This window comes from Lactobacillus johnsonii (genome assembly GCF_014058685.1).
Lineage (GTDB): Bacteria > Bacillota > Bacilli > Lactobacillales > Lactobacillaceae > Lactobacillus.
In genome coordinates this window covers 576,825-593,165 of record NZ_CP059055.1, presented here as the reverse complement: position 1 = coordinate 593,165, position 16,341 = coordinate 576,825, and the positions used below count along the sequence as shown (strand labels likewise).

The window sequence follows — 16,341 nt, the reverse complement described above, 5'->3', positions numbered from 1 at the left end:
TCCTCTTTCACAAAATTTTTAAATACTCATATCAGTATTACTTTATTCAATATTTTTTCCTTCGAGTTTATTTACTCGTTCATAAAGGTTAATAATTGTCTTCATCTGGTCCTTTAAAAGCATCGTTGTCATCAAGGTATCTTGACCATGAACCATAATGAAGGTTACATCTAAGTCATTTCCTCCAGCTTCCTTGCTTAAGAGCTTAGTTTGTTCATTATGAGCTAGGTTAATAGATTCTTCGGCTTTCCTAACAAGTTCTTTTGCCTCTGTGATCTTTCCTTCACTAGCCTTATCCATGGCTTCCATTAAATAAGTTCTTGCATCTCCTGAATAAGCAACAATTGAAAAACCTGTCATTGAAATTTCTTCTTTAGTAATTTGATTTTCTGCATCCATTTCTAATTCTCCTTAAATTAATCTTTGAATATGAATTGTTAAATACGTTTGTTCACTTAGTGACAACTTTATTTGTAATTTTTCCTCCATTAATTCTTTAATGCGCTGAACTATGTGCCATGCTTGTGAATAATTAGTTTCTATTTCACCAATCATTCCTTCTGAGATTGGTAAGCTATCTGGTTCATTATTATTAAGTCGATTAATAAAATATTTTAGATGAACTAATAGCCTGTCATAATCATTAGCATTCGTTTGCCTTCTGTATATTCCATTTCTATTCAGTTCATCTTGAACAACTTCGATAATCTCATCATTTTCTATTTGATTCTTATCATCTTTAATACCGTCACTAGTATGGGCATTAATGAAGTGAAGAGCGATGCTCTTATGTTCTGATTCCGGAAAAGAAATATCTAAGCTATTTCGAAAACCAGTAATAATATCATCTGCAATCTGATATGGAATAGGATAAGCATCACTTAAATCTGGCAAATAATTGACGTCTTCTTCGTTCTTAATCAAACGTTGATATGCTCCAAATAGGTGCGTCGTTAAGGTCACATAAATATATGGCTCAACAGCAAATTTATATTTAGCTTGTACTTGATCAATCAAATCATAGCTCGTTGTTACAAAATCTAATGGCACATTTGCTAATAAAGTTGTTAGATCATTAACGGTATTCTTATCTTTTATTTCGAATACCTTATCAACATTTTCTTCCTAAATTAAATCTCCTTTTTGCTTATGAAAAGCAACACCCCTTCCCATAACAATATTTTGTTTATTATCCCTGGTATGAACAATTGCAACATTATTGTTTAATATTTGGACTATTCGATATTCCATGTCTCACTCCTCCAGGAAAATAAAAAACCGCGAAATTTCAATACAGACTTACAGGCAGTTGTCTGTATCAAAAGTTCGCGGTTTTGCCTAATCGTATTAGTTACAATCCACATTTATTTTTGCTTACGTATGTATAATAGCATGTTATCTCTTTAATGTAAACGTTTTTATTATAACTATTTTATTATTGGTAGTTTAAATAAAAAGAGACTAATCATTAATTAATCTCCTTTCTACGTGCGGTTTATAAATCTATATCTTAAGCTAAATAATGATCATTCTACCTAATCGTGATATACTCCTTCAGCCCACTTCTTGTTTTCTTCATCAAAGAAGTGTTCGTTATCCTTTTGATCAGGATTTGGTTTAGCAATATTATCAATTTTTTCAATTAGCTTCTTATTTTCTTCAGTTGGTTGATACTTTTCATTCAAAAATGCATCCGCAATATAGAAAATAAAGTCTCTTCCTAAGACAATACCACCCATCCCTAAAACGTTAGCATTTAATTCACGCTTAGCATATTTAGCTTGAACAACATCACCAACCATGGCTGCCCGAATTCCTTCATTCTTATCAGCCGCCGTTGAAATACCAATACCAGTACCACACATTACAATACCAACATCAGCTCTACCATCGGCAACAGCTTCGGCAACACGTTTTCCATACATTGGATAGTGTGTTCTAGTATTATCATAGGTACCGAAATCTAATACTTGATAACCTTCCTCTTTCAAGTGATCAGATAGTGCCATTTTAATTGGAGTGACAATATGGTCATTTCCTAAAGCAACAACAGTATGTTTATCAATCTTTGGGTCTACAAATTCTGGTTGTGGTCTATCATTATCAAACATTCCAATACCTCCTCTAAATCATTTTTTCAAGCATATCTAAACGAACTTGATGACGTCCAGCCGCATACTCAGTATGTAGATAATAGTCAATGATTGATTCAGCAAGCTTTTCACCAACAATACCACTACCAATTGCTAATGCCTTTGCGCCGTTATGCATAGCAGTCATATGGCCGGTTCTTTCTTCATTAACGTCTGCAGTTACCATACCTTTAACCTTATTTGAAGCCATAGCAGACCCTACACCGTATTCATCAAACATAATAGCTTTTTTAATACCGTGCTCTAATACTTCGTGAGTTACTTTTAAGCTAGATTCCACAAAATCTTCTGCAGGTTCTGGCGTTACATCTAGCACCTCGTAGCCCCCATCTTCTAAGTATTTTTTTACTTTTTCTTTTAGTTCAAAACCATTCTTGTCACTACCAATAACAACTTTCATGTTGTTCTCCTTTCACTATTCACTACCCTGATATAAAGTCGTGATTTGGCTGTAATGTTTTACGATATCAGGATCAAGCCCAGGACTTGTAATTAACCCATCTACATCATACAAATGGTAAAATTCATAAAAATCATTGCGGTTAATTTTATGATAATCAGCTACAACATATTTTTTACGTGAGCGATTTAATCCTAGTCCTTGCGTCTGTCCTTCTTCTAAATTAGCTGTCATCATCGAGGTGTCTTTAATTCCGTTTACGCCAACAAAGCCCCGATCAAAAGATATTCCTCTTAACTGATTGTTTGCTAACGCTCCAATAAAAGCCCCACTAACTCTACGATATGAACCTCCAATTAAAATTAGTTCATAATTATTCGCATTCTTTTTAGCAGCTTCAAAAACAGGTAAAGAATTAGTAACAATTCGCAAGTTTTTTTGATTCAATTTTGCAACCATAAATTCTAAAGTTGTTCCTGGTCCAACATAAATTGTTTCATCATCTTGAACAATTTTACTTGCAACTTCAGCTGCCGCTTGTTTTTCAGAGATGTTAATTTCTCGTTTCTGGATATAATTTTTTTCAACAGAATCTTGTTGAGAAATTACCTGTGCCCCGCCATGAATTCTCATCACTTTACCAGTAGTATTTAATTCATTAAGGTCCCGTCTAATCGTCATGTCTGAAACTTGCAATGTTTTAGCCAATTCATCAACGGTTACAAACTTTCTATCAGTTACAATTTCTAAAATATTTCTTAATCGTTCTCTTTTAAGCATTATTCACCTTAATTCTATTTGGCTAACTAACTCATTACATCTTTATTATATATGTTCATTTATGTTTGTCAAAGTTAATTTATGTTCATTATTTGTTTAAAAAGCCAAATAGTCCTCCTTAGCCGTATTATAGCAAGGATATCGCTTACACAAAAAATTTTTTTATGTTTACAAACTTTAAAATCAACAACTTAGAACAGAGCTAATTTTATGCTTGACTTTTTTCTTATATCTTAGTTAAATTAAGAAAGAAATAATGTGATGACCTTTAATATAGTCCCGTGAGGCTATCAAGGAAATCTGCGCGTAAACTATTTTTTGACATAGTTTTAAACAGAAACGACTATCTTAAAGGAATCCTCTTTAGATAGTCGTTTTTTCTTTAGGTCATCAAGATTTTAATTTCAAGGAGGAAATTATGAAAAAGATGCCTAAAGACACATTTCATAATGATGATGCGATCTTAGACGTTTATGAGAAGCCAGAATTAGGACAAGGAATTCTACTTTCCATGCAACACTTGTTTGCCATGTTTGGTTCAACGGTTCTGGTTCCAATCTTAGTCGGAATTAATCCAAGTATTGCTCTTCTTTCATCTGGTGTGGGTACTTTAGTCCATATGCTACTAACCCGTTTCAAGATTCCAGCATACTTAGGATCAAGTTTTGCTTTCGTTGCAACTATGCAAGCTTTAATGAAGCAAGACGGTTATCCAGCAATTGCTCAAGGTGCAATTGCAGCTGGGTTAGTATATGTTATCGTTGCCTTAGTTATCGCAAAGGTTGGATCTAATTGGGTAAACAAAGTCTTACCACCAATTGTTGTAGGACCAATCATTATCGTAATTGGACTATCTCTTGCAACTACTGCTGCAAATGATGCCATGATGAAAGGTACCAAGTACAACTTAACTTACTTCGGTGTTGCCATCTTTACCTTAGTGATGACCTTAATTTTCCAAATGTGTTTTAAAGGCTTCACTAGTTTAGTTTCAATTATGCTTGGAATCGTTTGTGGTTACGCCCTATCTTGCGTTCTAGGAATAGTTGATTTTTCAGGAGTAGCAAAGGCTGCTTGGTTCTCAATGCCCGATTTAGATGTACCTGGAATTAGCTACCACTTCAAATGGTATCCAGCAGCCATCTTAACAATGGCCCCAATCGCCTTTGTTACAATGACTGAACACATGGGACACATTATGGTTCTTAACTCTCTAACTAAGAGAAACTTCTTTAAGAATCCAGGTTTACACCGTACTATGATGGGTGACGGTCTTTCAACAATTATTGCTGGTTTTATCGGTGGTCCTCCGACTACTTCTTACGGTGAAAATATCGGTGTTTTAGCTATGACCAAAGTTCATTCAGTTTGGGTATTAGCAGGAGCTGCAGTATTTGCAATTATCTTTAGTTTTGTTGGTAAAGTTGCTGCAGTCATCGAATCAATTCCAATGCCAGTTATTGGTGGTATTTCATTCTTACTATTTGGAACCATTGCATCTAATGGTCTAAAGATTTTAGTTGATGATAGAATCGACTTTGGCGAAAAACGTAATATGTTAATCGCTTCTGTCATCTTAGTTATTGGTATTGGTGGGGCCTACCTACAACTTGGTAACTTCCAATTAACTTCAGTTGCTTTATGTACCATCTTTGGTATGTTAATGAACTGGATCTTACCTAAACAAGCAGCCAGTGAAAAAGCACTTGAAGCTGAAAAGAAAGAAAAATCTGAACAAAAATATTTTAATTAATTGAATATTTCAAAAAACTAGAGCTGCAAGTAATGTAGCTCTAGTTTTTTAATTCACTAAAAATATTGTTTAATTGCTGTGTAGTTGACAAATAATACTCAAGTTCTCTTAGCTAAAATATTTGCTAAATTCATTACGATACTCTGTAGGAGTCTTATGTTTCCAAGACTTAAAATTTCTATTTAAAACTCTAGTGTTAGAAAAGCCACTTTCATAAGCGACTAATTCAATTGATTTATTTGTATTCAAAAGTAGTTCTCTAGCATGCATTAAACGAACCAATTTTAGATATTTTCCCATGCTTAAGTTATTAGTCTGCTTCAATTGACGGTTTAATGTCACATGAGAAATATTAAACTTTTCTGCAATATCACCAACTTGAATATCCTCTTGAAAGTGTTCGTTAATATACTTAATTATCTCATCCCCTAAAGCTAGATTGGGACTTTGAACAACTTGCTCTTTATTATTAAAGTTTTGATCAAGTAAAACAATAATTTTCATCAGATGACTTAATACTATAAAACGACGAGCATCAGTTAATGGTTTTCGGCATAACCGACCAAGTTCTGCTACCTCTTTTACCAATTCATTATATGCCCGATTCTTTTTTGTACTCTTCTGACCTAATAAGTTAAGATTCCAGTTAATACTTGACGGATACTGACTTAATAAAAAATCATCATCAATAATTAACCCCTCATATTCCCATTCGCCTGCTTCACCTGATGCACTATGAATTTGACGCCGATTAACTAACCAAATATCTCCACTATTGAAATGATAAGTCTGTCCTTCAAGAGCAAAACGAAGATCTTTTCCCTTAATTAAATAGTTCAGCTCAATTCCCTGATGCCAATGTTCCGGCTGCATAACTTTATTATCATAATAAAAATAAAATGGTAGTCGCTGATTATTTTGAACCTCTTCATGTTCAATCATTGTAATCCCTTTCAAAATAATTACTTCTTAGTTACAAAAACGACACTTAGTCTCTATTTATAAATGATATCTTAATCATATATAAAACACGAGGAGGAATTAAATTGATTAAACTAATTGCCTTAGACACAGACGGTACGCTCTTAAGCTCAAAAAATAAAATCTTACCTTCAACCAAGAGAGCTATAAAAAAAGCCTTAGACCTAGGAATTAAAGTTGTACTTTGTTCGGGTCGACCAATTGCAGGTTTAGCACATTTCATAAAAGAACTAGGTATTGAAGGCAGTGATCAATATGCAGTTACTTTAAATGGTGCAATCACCAGAACTGCTGATGGCAAAATAATGACTCAAGATTTAGTTAACAATGCGCTTTATCGTGCTTTAACTAAATTTGCCAAAGAACAAAAAGTCCCTTTCAATATTGTCGATCCTGATTCAAGAATTATTACTGCTGATCATGATGTAGACTATTTTGAATTGCTTCAGGCCTGGGAAAATACAGCCCCTATGTTCATTCGAACCCCTGATGAAATGCCCGACAATTTTGAAATTTCAAAGGGATGTTTTGTTGGTTCAAAGGAAATCCTCGATCAAGTTGAACCTACTCTAAGAGAAAAATTTAGCAAGAATCTTTATATTGTTCGAGCTGATGATCATTTCCTAGAATGTTTACATCCCAATGTTAATAAAGGAAATGGCTTAAAAGAGTTGGGTGAAAAGATAGGCATTACTCCAGATGAAATGATTGCTTTTGGCGATGAAAAGAACGATATTTCAATGTTTGATATTGTTGGTACTGCAGTTGCTATGGGCAATGGAAGCCAAGAAGCAAAAGATCATGCGGACTACATTACCTCGTCAAATGATAATGATGGGATTGCTAAAGCATTAGATAAATTTGTTTTTTAACAAAAAATCGACCTTCCTAATGAAAGATCGATTGATGTTTTTACCAATATTGATTTGTTAAAGTCTTAACCTTTTGTTTAGCAATTAAGTAGTAGCCTACTGCGGCAATTGACCAACCCCAAACAATATGGCCAAAGAATTCTGAGAAGTGTTCCGCAAATGGCATTTGCCAAGGTGCTGGCGTTGTACCAAGAACTGGCATAATAATTAAATGCCATGCGACCCAAATAATGATTCCATACAAAGCACCTTCCCACAGGCCAGCCCAAGCAGTTTTCTTGAATTGGACCATATAAATCAAAAGCCATGCAAAGAAAATTGAGAAGCTAAAGTGTAAAATTAAGGCAACCCAGAAAACTTTTTGATCAGTATTATAAATTACGTAAGCATGAGTAAATTTATAAGATGCACCCATTTGTTGTAACATATGTTGTGGTGGATTAACAACATCACGTGCTAAGGTTCTCGGTGGTAAGATTTTCTCCCAACCAATCTTAACCATTCCAGAGATCATTCCCGCAATAATACCAAACCAGACGCTCTTTAAAAAGACGCACCAACCATTTGAGCTCTTATTCATAGTTTTCCCCTCTTTAATAACTAATTATAGAAAATGAGTTCAATTTATCAATACATATTTTGAGATCTTATACCCTACTAACACCTAATTAAAGGAGAAATATTAAATGACAAAACTAATTGCCGTTGATATGGACGGTACTTTCTTAAATGATAATAAAACTTATGATAAAGACAAATTCACTAAAATTTATCAAGAATTAGAAAGAAAGAATATTAAATTTACTGTTGCTAGTGGCAATCAATATTACCAACTTGTTTCTTTCTTTAAAGATTTTCCTGATGTAATCTATGTTGCGGAAAATGGTGCGATTGTTAGAAATCAAAAAGAAATTTTAAAACTAAGTTATTTTTCAGATGAATCAAGTAAAGTAATCTACAACTTTTTATTAAAACAACCAGAACTAGAATTTTTAGTTTCTGGAGTCGAAAGTGCGTATTTTCCAATTAGATATTCAGTCCGCTACTATGATGTATCAACTCACTACTATTATCATCTTAAAAAAATTAATGATCTAGCAGATATTAAGGACCACATTGTTAAATTTGCTATTTCTTGTCCCGATGATAAAACTGATTATTATGTAAATTTCTTAAAAGAAAACCTATTTGATTATTGCGATGTTACAAGCAGCGGTCATGGTGATATCGACATCATTCAGCCTGGAATCCATAAAGCTCACGGCTTACAGGAGCTCGGCACGCTACTTAATATTCCTTTATCTGAAATGACTGCTTTTGGTGATGGTGGAAATGATCTAGAAATGATTAAGGAAGTTGGAGATGGAGTTGCTATGGCAAATGCAGATCCGGCCGTTTTACAGATTGCAAATCATACAACTACATCAAATAATGACCAAGGTGTCCTTACTTACATTACAGATAATATTCTTTAGTAAAAAGACATGAAACAATCCCCCGTTTCATGCCTTTTTACTTTTTAATACATATCACCAAATTCTTCAACAAAATCAGCAAAATATGGCAACGTAAATTCAACACTTCCCCGTTCTTTACTAATGATTACCTGGTCATCAATTAATCTACGGCGATAAATAGAAATATAATTTTTAGGCTTATCCATTTTCGCCATTATTTTACTAATAGCAACTTTATCTTCATCACTCTCAATCATAGCTTGTATAAATTCTTTATCCTTTGGTGATAATGAGCTGTAAACTTTTACATATACATTTCTAAAAAGCATTTCCTTATATTCAGGCAATATAGTTTGCAGAGTGTTATCAGTAATTAATTTATCTTCCGTATCCCAAACCAGATATCCCAATAATTGAAATGCATATGCATAACCAGCCGTCATTCTAACCATTTTAGTTAAAACGACATCATCAATTTTTCTTCTACCTTTTGTAAAAGCAGAGAGATAGCTATATTTCATACTTATAGCATCAAGCGGCGTTAAAGTTATTCTTCCACTTCTTAGAAGAAATGTTAGTATATCATCATTTTGTAATTCAGATACTTCTGAGGGTAAGCCAGTCATAATCAAAAAAATATCATACTTTTCCCGTCTCATTAGTTGATAAGTTGTTGCAAATTGTTTTACTTCTACTGTAGACTGAGCTTCATCTAAAGTTACTAAAACTTTTATTCCCTTAGCCTTTAGTTGCTTAAGAATTCCTTCTAAGATTATTCTTGCATCGTTACTTTCCAGCTTCTGTGATTCCTTATTAAAGCTAATACCCCAAAGTTCAAAATGCCAATCTAGCTGATCAAATATCTTATGAAATTTATTGTTCATCCGTTCATAGATTAATTTTACTAATGTAATTAATAAATCTTCTCCAACAGCTAAGTTAATTACAATCCAATTATCTTTTTTAGACATTTGATTGCTGATGTCACTTAGAAAAGTTGTCTTTCCCGATCCCCGTAATCCGTAAACCAAAGTAGTATGATACGGACTTGTTTCATGTTCTAACCCCTTGATCACAGTATCCAATTGCTTGGTTCTATCCAAAAATATTTTAGGCACATCACCAAATGTAGGATTAAATGGGTTCATGTATCTCACCTCCTATTATTATTTTTATACTATTTTATACTATTTTATACTTTAAATCTATTTTTATACTATTTTATACTTTTTCATAAAAAAATAGTCACTCAACTATTGAGTGACTAAAGATATTATTTTTCAATTCTAAAACGATAAAAACCTAAACTCATTTGTTTCAATGTTTTGGCAAAATCTTTTTTATCAAAATGGTTTTGATCTACTAATGCTTCAAATTCACCATCTGCATCGATTAACATCTGGTGAGTTCTACGCCAACCATTCTTTTGATAAAACCGCAATCGGCTAACACGTTGATGATAATTCTCTGCATCAGGATCAAGTGGTTCAATATCTAATACAATTTGCTGCTCTGGATATTTTTCTTCAAGCATATGTAAAATTTTGCTTCCATATCCATTGCCACGCAATTCTGCAGTGACAGCCAAATAGGCTAAGTACACAGTAGAATCACTAATGTAGTAACAAATCATCCCACAAAATGTTTCTCCATCATAGACAGCATTCAGCTTTAGTTTTCTTCGAAAACTCATTAATACCATTGAGAACCAAGAAAACCTTTCCCATTCTGGAAAAGCACTATAATATAAATCTTTAACTTTATGATAATTCTTAGAGCCCCATCGGGCGGGTTGTTCGTCTAAAATAAGAATCCTTCTCTTTTCTAAATTATAATTTACTTCTTTAATTAAAAAATACTTTTCTTTAAAAATCAAATTTCTAATGCTATATAAAATAGGGACAAGCTTGTCTGCTCGCCCCTATTGCTTTAACTATTAATCTGTTTCAATCGTAAGTCAGTTACTATCTTTTCAATACCAGCAATGATATTTTTTACATCATTTTCAGAAACTACGAATCCTTTTTTCTCTAAGCTGGTCACAACTGCTCTTACTACATTATTTAACTTTTTCTCATTTGAGATAAGTTCTTTATCATAAAAATATACATAATCAATCATTAGCTGTCTAGCAAGTTGGATAAAATATATTTGTTGTTTTTCCTTAAAATGAACATACCCTAATACAGTCACACTAATAATACTAATAATCCATAAAGTCAGCTCTACTAATTCTATATAGTCCTTTGTACTCAATCCTCTCCTCTTTTCTTTAAACTAATTAATTTTGACATTCAACTTTTCATCTTTTAAAAACATAACATCTATAACTTTCGAAAGGTGTTTTTCATGAATTCACAAGATAACCCTATTTTTGTTTCCCATTTAACTAAATGGGATGTATTTAAGTGTAGCAGTTTGGCAGCCTTTTTTAACTTATTTTTTCCTAATTTTCACAAATTGCGTCTCATACATTGTTTTTCATATATAGTGTATTGGGTAAGTTATATAATCTGTTTATTAATATTTACTTTTTATCCTATTTTTAGATTTAATTTATACATTCTTTTGATACTTTTAAGTCCATGTTTAATTTCTTTATTCCTTGGTTTAATATATGCAAAACTTCTTCCATCTAATATTGCCATTCCTCTCAATTATCCTATACAAAACAGAAGCAACTTAGATGACAGCTTCAAGAAGATAAAAATCTGGAAAATTGCTCTAAAAAAATAAAAGTACAATTTTATTATTAGCACGAAAAAATTTCTTATTTTATCAGGACCAATAAAGATTAAACAAAATTATAAAGTTAAATATTATTTTGTTCTGTTCATAATATCTAAGAAACAAAATCAGAAGTTGCTTTCACACTATGATTTATACAATAATCAAATAATAAAAAGCAAACATTACATTAATTTATCAAACCAATAATCCTGAAATGATTCCTCCCAAAGATGCAATTGAAAAACCAGCTATACTAAATACTACAAGAATAGCTGCTACTCCCGTTACTACCACAATTGCTTAACTTGTTCTGCTGACAAACTTAATTTTACATCTGGCACCGTCTCAATAAAAGGTATTGGTTTAATTGTCATATCAATGATAAGTGAAAGTTCGTCGTCTAATAATTTGTCCTCCTCTTTAATTACATTACAAATAATTGAGAATCATATCGTCATTAATAGTTAAATCTTCTCCTATCATTATCTAACAATAATTTCTAAGCATCATATTTTCTTCATTTTAATTTCCTTTCTATAATACAGTTGAAAGTTTAATTTTTTAGGAAGGAAATTAAAATGAAGAAATATATTGCTAAAATTGGACCACTTAATGCCGAAAAAATAGCTTGCTCTCCTCACGGAACTGCTACTTTTACTGAAGATGAGAAACAAGATACGCTACATATTATGATTGAAATGTTTGACACTCCAGCAAACATCGAACACTGGCAACACTTCCATGGTTTCCCTGATGGTAAAGATGCTCATGTAGCAACAATGGACAATGACTTAAACGGAGATGGTTTTGTCGATTTACCAGAAACTGAACCGGTATCAGGTACAACGATGGTTCCATTCAATGCAGATCCAGAAACTATTAATATTCCTACTGATTCTTATCCACATGCTGATGAATATGGTCACTATCTATACGAAGCTGATGTTCCTTTAAATGAATTAAAGAAGCATTTTAAAGAAATCTTTAATACAACTGATCTAGCTCTAGATAAACGCGTAGTTTATATTCACGGCGTGCCTAACAGCTTATCTCTTCCAGATACGGTTCAAGGCAGCGTTTTAAACTATGGTCCACATGTTACTTTACCAATAGCTGTCGGCAAAATTAAAAAGAGTAATTAGTAAATAATAATTAATAAAGTAAAAGGTTGATAGATAGTCGTTTTCTTTAACGATTATCTATCAACCTTTTTATTTACTCTTTTTGTTAAATACTAAATTTAAACCAATTGCAATTACTAATAAGGCGGTCGCACACCACATAATTTCTTGAAGTCCTAAATGAAAAATATTTCTCATTGTTGGAAGTAAATTCTGCGGCAAACTTTTTGCGGAAGATGCATCACTTAATTTATTAAGCATGCTCATTGTTATTCCATGATTCTCTCTTACACCCCGCGCTAATTCCATATTCATAATTACACCATAAACAGCTGCCATTATCGTTTGAGCAAGAATACGAATTAAATACGAGAGTGAAGTTGCTGGGGCCATATTTTTTTCACTAGCATCAACCTGAACTTTTATTTGAAGTAAAACAAAAATAAAACCCACACCAAAGCCAGAAAAAGTTCCGATACCAGCTAACCACCAAATGTTAGTACTTTGCGGCGCTAGTGCTAAACCTAAAGACGAAATCAAAATACAAATTAATCCCATTGAGAGCAGAGTTCGATTACTAAAGCGTGCTTTTAAGGGGTTAACTACTAAAGTCCCTACAACATCAACTAAAGAATTAGGAATTAGCGTCATCCCGCCAAGTAATGCAGTGGTTCCAAGTAATCCTTGCGCCCACATTGGCAAATAGGTATTTACAGCTAAAAAAGCTCCCCAGCTAAAAATAAAAAGTAAAAAATCTCCAACTAAAGCACGATTTTTAAACATGCTAATCGGTACAACTGGATTGGGGTGATTTTCTTCATGCATAAAAAATAAGACTAGTAAAACTATGCCAGCAACGACTAAGCTGATCACAATCCAGCTGCTAGTTAAACCAAGAAGTTGGATTCCTAATAAAAGTAAAGTTAAACCAACAATAATTAGGAAAGAGCCCAATACATCAAACTTTGGAGTCTCTTTAATTGTACCTTCACGATAGTAGAGTAATGAAAGAAAAATTGCTAAAAGTCCAATCGGAATATTGATATAAAAGACCCAATGCCAAGAAAGTGAATCAACCAAATAACCACCAACTAGTGGTCCGATAATAGCTGCCACACTAAAGGCAGCCCCTAAATAACCTAAAATTTTTGTTCTCGCTTTAATATTATCAAAGATAAAACCAGCCATTATATAGGGTAGCGAGCCCATTCCTCCAGCTCCTACTCCCATTAAAGCTCGAGCTAAAAGGAAAAAATACATATTATTTGCCAGTCCCTGAAAAAGTGACCCTAATACAAAAAAGAGTAACGATAATTCAAAAGCCGACTTATTACCAATCTTTTCCCCAACTTTAGTCCAAATTGGGGTTGAAACAGACATTCCTAAGAGCATAATAGCAATTATCCATCCCATTAATTGAATTCCATGTAAGTCTGCAATAATAGCTGGAATCGCTGTATTAATAATCGTACTATCTAATCCCGCCATTACATTTGCCAAAACCATAGCAAATGTGACCATCGTTACTTGCTTTTTTGTCATCAGTACACCTACTTTTCTATGAAATAAAAAGCCCCAATTATTTTGCAATAATCAAGGATAATAATCTTATCTAAAATATACTTGCTTAATTCCTTAAACACAAGCTTTATTTTGATGATCTATTAAGTTTTTTATTTGGCTGCCTAAAATTGAAATAAAAATTAAAGACAGTAGCAATTATCAACAAAATAAAAGAGACTGCCATAATTTCATGAATACCACTGTGAAAAATTTTCCGCATTTCTGGCAATAAGGATTGTGGCAATAATTTAGCTGATTTTGCGTCACTTAGTTCATTCATCATATGCATCGTGATATTTGAATGGGTATTAATGCCACTCGCTAACGCTAAATTCATGATGACCCCGTATACGGCTGCCATAACAGTTTGAGCTAAAATTCTAATTAAATAAGAAGTTGAGGTCGCAGTTGCCATATCTTCCATTCCAGCATCGATTTGTACTTTTACTTGAAGTGCAACAAAAATAAATCCTACTCCAATGCCGGAAAATGCCCCAATCAAAATTAATATCCAGAGAGGAGTTTGATCATTAGCTAAGAAAAGACCACCAGATGAAATCATCATTGTAACAATTCCAATCATTACTGGCGTAAAAGTTCTAATTTTCTCTTGAATTGTGGCAACTGTTTGAGAAGCAATAATTTCAACGATGGAGTTAGTAATTAACGTCATCCCACCCATTAAAGCCGACATTCCTAAAAGAGCTTGAGCCCACATTGGCAAATATGTATTTACAGCAATAAAAGCTCCCCACGTAGTCGCAAATAAAATCAAATCACCATTTAGATCATGATTACTAAAAATAGATAAAGGAATAATTGGATTCTCCGCTTTAGCTTCATGCAAAAAGAAAAAGATCAGTAAAACTAAGCTAAATAGGATCAACCCTACTACAATCCAAGTTGCTGTTAATCCCAAGAGTTGGATTCCCATTAAAAACATAATTAAACCACTTACTAACAAAAACGCCCCTTGTAAATCAAAAACTGGGGCAGTTTTTGGTGTAACTGGCTTGTAGTAGATCAAGGAAATTAACAAAGCAACTAAACCAATTGGAATATTAATATAAAATACCCAGTGCCATGATAGAGCATCAATTAGCCAACCTCCCACTAAAGGTCCTAAAATTGCTGCTCCATTGAAACTAGCTGTCAAATATCCTAAAACTTGAGTTCTTTTCTTAATATTTGGAAAGACGTATCCTGCAATAATATAAGGCAAGGACCCCATTCCTCCACCACCAATTCCCATAATCATTCGGGCAACTAAGAAAAAGTAGATATTAGGTGCTAGTCCTTCAAGCGTTGAACCTAAAACAAACAGCACTAGTGCAATCTCAAAAGCTAATTTATTAGTAATTTTTTCTCCAATTTTTGTCCAAATTGGTATTGAAACAGACATTCCTAAGAGATAGATCGCCACAATCCATCCCATAAATTGGATCCCATGTAGCGCTGAAACGATGGCAGGAATAGCCGTATTAGTAATAGTTCCATCTAAACCTGCCATAACGTTCCCTAACATCAACGCTACAGTCACCATCGTAATCTGTTTTTTATTCATTAAAGCACTTCCCTCAACAACAAAAAGAGCCCTTATTACATTTTGTAATTAGAGCTTGGACATTTATCTTCTTATTATGCAAACTTTTTGCTTAAAATTGCAAGATTCTTTAAAAAATATCTATGCTTTTTTTGTAAACTTAGGTATAATCAGTAGCTGTGTTTATTTTTCACTTATTTTTTCAAGAGAGGAAAAAAGTATCTTATGGAACATAGTTGGATGCTCAAGTATTTTGCCGAATTTTTCGGTACACTAATCATGGTTATGTTTGGTAACGGTGCCGTTGCCAACTCATTTTTAAAAGGAACTACTGGTAATGCTCATGATGGCAAAGCCAATGGGGGTTGGATTTTAATTGCCTTCAGTTTTGGTTTTGGTGTTATGCTTCCAGCAATGCTTTTTGGATCAATTTCTGGTAATCACCTTAATCCAGCCGTTACACTTGCTCAAGCTACTGCTGGTGTCTTCCCTTGGGCACAAGTAACACCTTACATTATTTCACAAGTTCTTGGCGCAATTTGTGGTCAACTTCTTATTATCACTATTTACTGGCCATACATCAAAAAATCTACCGACTCTAACATTGTTTTTGCATGTTTTGCTACTAGTGACTGTGTTAACAGTAAATGGAATGGTTTCATTTCTGAGCTTGTCGGTACTGGTGTCTTGATGTTTGTTGCAATCGGTTTATACAAGGGTATGTTCTTCAAACAAGCAGTTGACATTGCCAATATCGGTGTAGGATTCTTAATCACTGCTTTGGTTATGGCACTTGGTGGTCCAACTGGCCCAGCCCTTAACCCAGCACGTGACTTCGGTCCAAGACTTGTTTACTCAATCTTACCAATTCCTAATAAAAAGGATGCTCACTGGAGCTATGGTTGGGTTCCTGTAGTTGCCCCTATCTTAGGTGCAATCATTGGAATTTTCCTTTACAAGATTCCATTTGGACTTTAATTATTCAGAC

General features: G+C 33.4%; 18 protein-coding genes. 5 read left to right on the top strand and 13 right to left on the bottom strand.

Annotated features, from left to right (window positions below):
* Window positions 1–42: 42 nt before the first annotated feature.
* The 6 genes from H0I41_RS02740 to H0I41_RS02720 form a co-directional block, all read right to left on the bottom strand.
* Window positions 43–399, bottom strand: coding sequence for a PTS lactose/cellobiose transporter subunit IIA (locus H0I41_RS02740; protein WP_086874706.1), 357 nt, complete (start codon window positions 397–399; stop codon window positions 43–45).
* Window positions 400–411: 12 nt separating this feature from the next.
* Window positions 412–1,017 carry a PRD domain-containing protein gene (locus tag H0I41_RS02735; RefSeq protein WP_228099744.1) on the bottom strand — a complete coding sequence of 202 codons (606 nt, stop codon included), beginning with the start codon at window positions 1,015–1,017 and terminating at the stop codon, window positions 412–414.
* 108 nt (window positions 1,018–1,125) lie between these two features.
* Window positions 1,126–1,251: a CAT RNA binding domain-containing protein gene (locus tag H0I41_RS09365; protein WP_228099745.1), complete on the bottom strand. Its 126-nt coding sequence runs from the start codon at window positions 1,249–1,251 to the stop codon at window positions 1,126–1,128.
* 284 nt (window positions 1,252–1,535) lie between these two features.
* The gene (gene lacB / locus H0I41_RS02730) at window positions 1,536–2,111 is read right to left on the bottom strand and encodes a galactose-6-phosphate isomerase subunit LacB (protein ID WP_004895550.1); all 576 of its coding nucleotides are present in this window, start codon (window positions 2,109–2,111) and stop codon (window positions 1,536–1,538) included.
* 13 nt (window positions 2,112–2,124) lie between these two features.
* Window positions 2,125–2,553: a galactose-6-phosphate isomerase subunit LacA gene (lacA, locus tag H0I41_RS02725; RefSeq protein ID WP_004895552.1), complete on the bottom strand. Its 429-nt coding sequence runs from the start codon at window positions 2,551–2,553 to the stop codon at window positions 2,125–2,127.
* A gap of 15 nt (window positions 2,554–2,568) precedes the next feature.
* Entirely contained in the window at window positions 2,569–3,333 is a 765-nt protein-coding gene (locus tag H0I41_RS02720; RefSeq protein ID WP_004896873.1) for a DeoR/GlpR family DNA-binding transcription regulator, read from the bottom strand.
* A gap of 418 nt (window positions 3,334–3,751) precedes the next feature.
* Here H0I41_RS02720 and H0I41_RS02715 point away from each other — a divergent pair, with 418 nt between their 5' ends.
* Window positions 3,752–5,086 carry a solute carrier family 23 protein gene (locus H0I41_RS02715; protein WP_135014435.1) on the top strand — a complete coding sequence of 445 codons (1,335 nt, stop codon included), beginning with the start codon at window positions 3,752–3,754 and terminating at the stop codon, window positions 5,084–5,086.
* A gap of 108 nt (window positions 5,087–5,194) precedes the next feature.
* On the opposite strand, the gene H0I41_RS02710 is transcribed toward H0I41_RS02715, so the two are convergent.
* Window positions 5,195–6,028 (bottom strand): AraC family transcriptional regulator, encoded by an 834-nt coding sequence (locus H0I41_RS02710; protein WP_135014436.1) that lies wholly within the window; start codon window positions 6,026–6,028, stop codon window positions 5,195–5,197.
* Between the two features lie 104 nt (window positions 6,029–6,132).
* Here H0I41_RS02710 and H0I41_RS02705 point away from each other — a divergent pair, with 104 nt between their 5' ends.
* Window positions 6,133–6,939, top strand: coding sequence for a Cof-type HAD-IIB family hydrolase (locus H0I41_RS02705; protein ID WP_135014437.1), 807 nt, complete (start codon window positions 6,133–6,135; stop codon window positions 6,937–6,939).
* Between the two features lie 40 nt (window positions 6,940–6,979).
* Here H0I41_RS02705 and H0I41_RS02700 read toward each other — a convergent pair whose 3' ends face one another.
* The gene (locus tag H0I41_RS02700) at window positions 6,980–7,519 is read right to left on the bottom strand and encodes a YagU family protein (protein WP_135014438.1); all 540 of its coding nucleotides are present in this window, start codon (window positions 7,517–7,519) and stop codon (window positions 6,980–6,982) included.
* Between the two features lie 106 nt (window positions 7,520–7,625).
* Between H0I41_RS02700 and H0I41_RS02695 the strand changes: the two genes are divergently transcribed.
* On the top strand, window positions 7,626–8,414 hold the full coding sequence (locus H0I41_RS02695) for a Cof-type HAD-IIB family hydrolase (RefSeq protein WP_135014439.1): 789 nt from the start codon (window positions 7,626–7,628) through the stop codon (window positions 8,412–8,414).
* A 44-nt stretch (window positions 8,415–8,458) separates the two neighbouring features.
* On the opposite strand, the gene H0I41_RS02690 is transcribed toward H0I41_RS02695, so the two are convergent.
* The 3 genes from H0I41_RS02690 to H0I41_RS02680 form a co-directional block, all read right to left on the bottom strand.
* A complete protein-coding gene (locus H0I41_RS02690; RefSeq protein ID WP_135014440.1) occupies window positions 8,459–9,544 on the bottom strand; it encodes an ATP-binding protein in 1,086 nt (361 codons plus the stop codon).
* Window positions 9,545–9,669: 125 nt separating this feature from the next.
* The gene (locus tag H0I41_RS02685) at window positions 9,670–10,098 is read right to left on the bottom strand and encodes a GNAT family N-acetyltransferase (RefSeq protein WP_011161649.1); all 429 of its coding nucleotides are present in this window, start codon (window positions 10,096–10,098) and stop codon (window positions 9,670–9,672) included.
* A 227-nt stretch (window positions 10,099–10,325) separates the two neighbouring features.
* Window positions 10,326–10,652: a helveticin gene (locus H0I41_RS02680; RefSeq protein WP_135014441.1), complete on the bottom strand. Its 327-nt coding sequence runs from the start codon at window positions 10,650–10,652 to the stop codon at window positions 10,326–10,328.
* A gap of 1,052 nt (window positions 10,653–11,704) precedes the next feature.
* Between H0I41_RS02680 and H0I41_RS02675 the strand changes: the two genes are divergently transcribed.
* On the top strand, window positions 11,705–12,268 hold the full coding sequence (locus H0I41_RS02675; RefSeq protein ID WP_135014442.1) for a CHRD domain-containing protein: 564 nt from the start codon (window positions 11,705–11,707) through the stop codon (window positions 12,266–12,268).
* A gap of 69 nt (window positions 12,269–12,337) precedes the next feature.
* Here the strand turns inward: H0I41_RS02675 and H0I41_RS02670 are convergent, their stop codons facing one another.
* Both H0I41_RS02670 and H0I41_RS02665 read right to left on the bottom strand, forming a co-directional pair.
* Complete coding sequence (locus H0I41_RS02670) at window positions 12,338–13,789, bottom strand: MFS transporter (RefSeq protein ID WP_135014443.1); 1,452 nt, start codon at window positions 13,787–13,789, stop codon at window positions 12,338–12,340.
* 106 nt (window positions 13,790–13,895) lie between these two features.
* Entirely contained in the window at window positions 13,896–15,374 is a 1,479-nt protein-coding gene (locus H0I41_RS02665; protein WP_135014444.1) for an MFS transporter, read from the bottom strand.
* A 204-nt stretch (window positions 15,375–15,578) separates the two neighbouring features.
* Between H0I41_RS02665 and H0I41_RS02660 the strand changes: the two genes are divergently transcribed.
* Window positions 15,579–16,331: an MIP/aquaporin family protein gene (locus H0I41_RS02660; protein WP_004896866.1), complete on the top strand. Its 753-nt coding sequence runs from the start codon at window positions 15,579–15,581 to the stop codon at window positions 16,329–16,331.
* Window positions 16,332–16,341 lie beyond the last annotated feature (10 nt).

Coding starts and splice junctions, on each gene's coding strand:
- H0I41_RS02740 (WP_086874706.1), bottom strand. CDS start 399: ATGGATGCAGAAAATCAAATTACTAAAGAAGAAATTTCAATGACAGGT.
- H0I41_RS09365 (WP_228099745.1), bottom strand. CDS start 1,251: ATGGAATATCGAATAGTCCAAATATTAAACAATAATGTTGCAATTGTT.
- lacB (WP_004895550.1), bottom strand. CDS start 2,111: ATGTTTGATAATGATAGACCACAACCAGAATTTGTAGACCCAAAGATT.
- lacA (WP_004895552.1), bottom strand. CDS start 2,553: ATGAAAGTTGTTATTGGTAGTGACAAGAATGGTTTTGAACTAAAAGAA.
- H0I41_RS02720 (WP_004896873.1), bottom strand. CDS start 3,333: ATGCTTAAAAGAGAACGATTAAGAAATATTTTAGAAATTGTAACTGAT.
- H0I41_RS02715 (WP_135014435.1), top strand. CDS start 3,752: ATGAAAAAGATGCCTAAAGACACATTTCATAATGATGATGCGATCTTA.
- H0I41_RS02710 (WP_135014436.1), bottom strand. CDS start 6,028: ATGATTGAACATGAAGAGGTTCAAAATAATCAGCGACTACCATTTTAT.
- H0I41_RS02700 (WP_135014438.1), bottom strand. CDS start 7,519: ATGAATAAGAGCTCAAATGGTTGGTGCGTCTTTTTAAAGAGCGTCTGG.
- H0I41_RS02695 (WP_135014439.1), top strand. CDS start 7,626: ATGACAAAACTAATTGCCGTTGATATGGACGGTACTTTCTTAAATGAT.
- H0I41_RS02690 (WP_135014440.1), bottom strand. CDS start 9,544: ATGAACCCATTTAATCCTACATTTGGTGATGTGCCTAAAATATTTTTG.
- H0I41_RS02685 (WP_011161649.1), bottom strand. CDS start 10,098: ATGGTATTAATGAGTTTTCGAAGAAAACTAAAGCTGAATGCTGTCTAT.
- H0I41_RS02675 (WP_135014442.1), top strand. CDS start 11,705: ATGAAGAAATATATTGCTAAAATTGGACCACTTAATGCCGAAAAAATA.
- H0I41_RS02670 (WP_135014443.1), bottom strand. CDS start 13,789: ATGACAAAAAAGCAAGTAACGATGGTCACATTTGCTATGGTTTTGGCA.
- H0I41_RS02665 (WP_135014444.1), bottom strand. CDS start 15,374: ATGAATAAAAAACAGATTACGATGGTGACTGTAGCGTTGATGTTAGGG.
- H0I41_RS02660 (WP_004896866.1), top strand. CDS start 15,579: ATGGAACATAGTTGGATGCTCAAGTATTTTGCCGAATTTTTCGGTACA.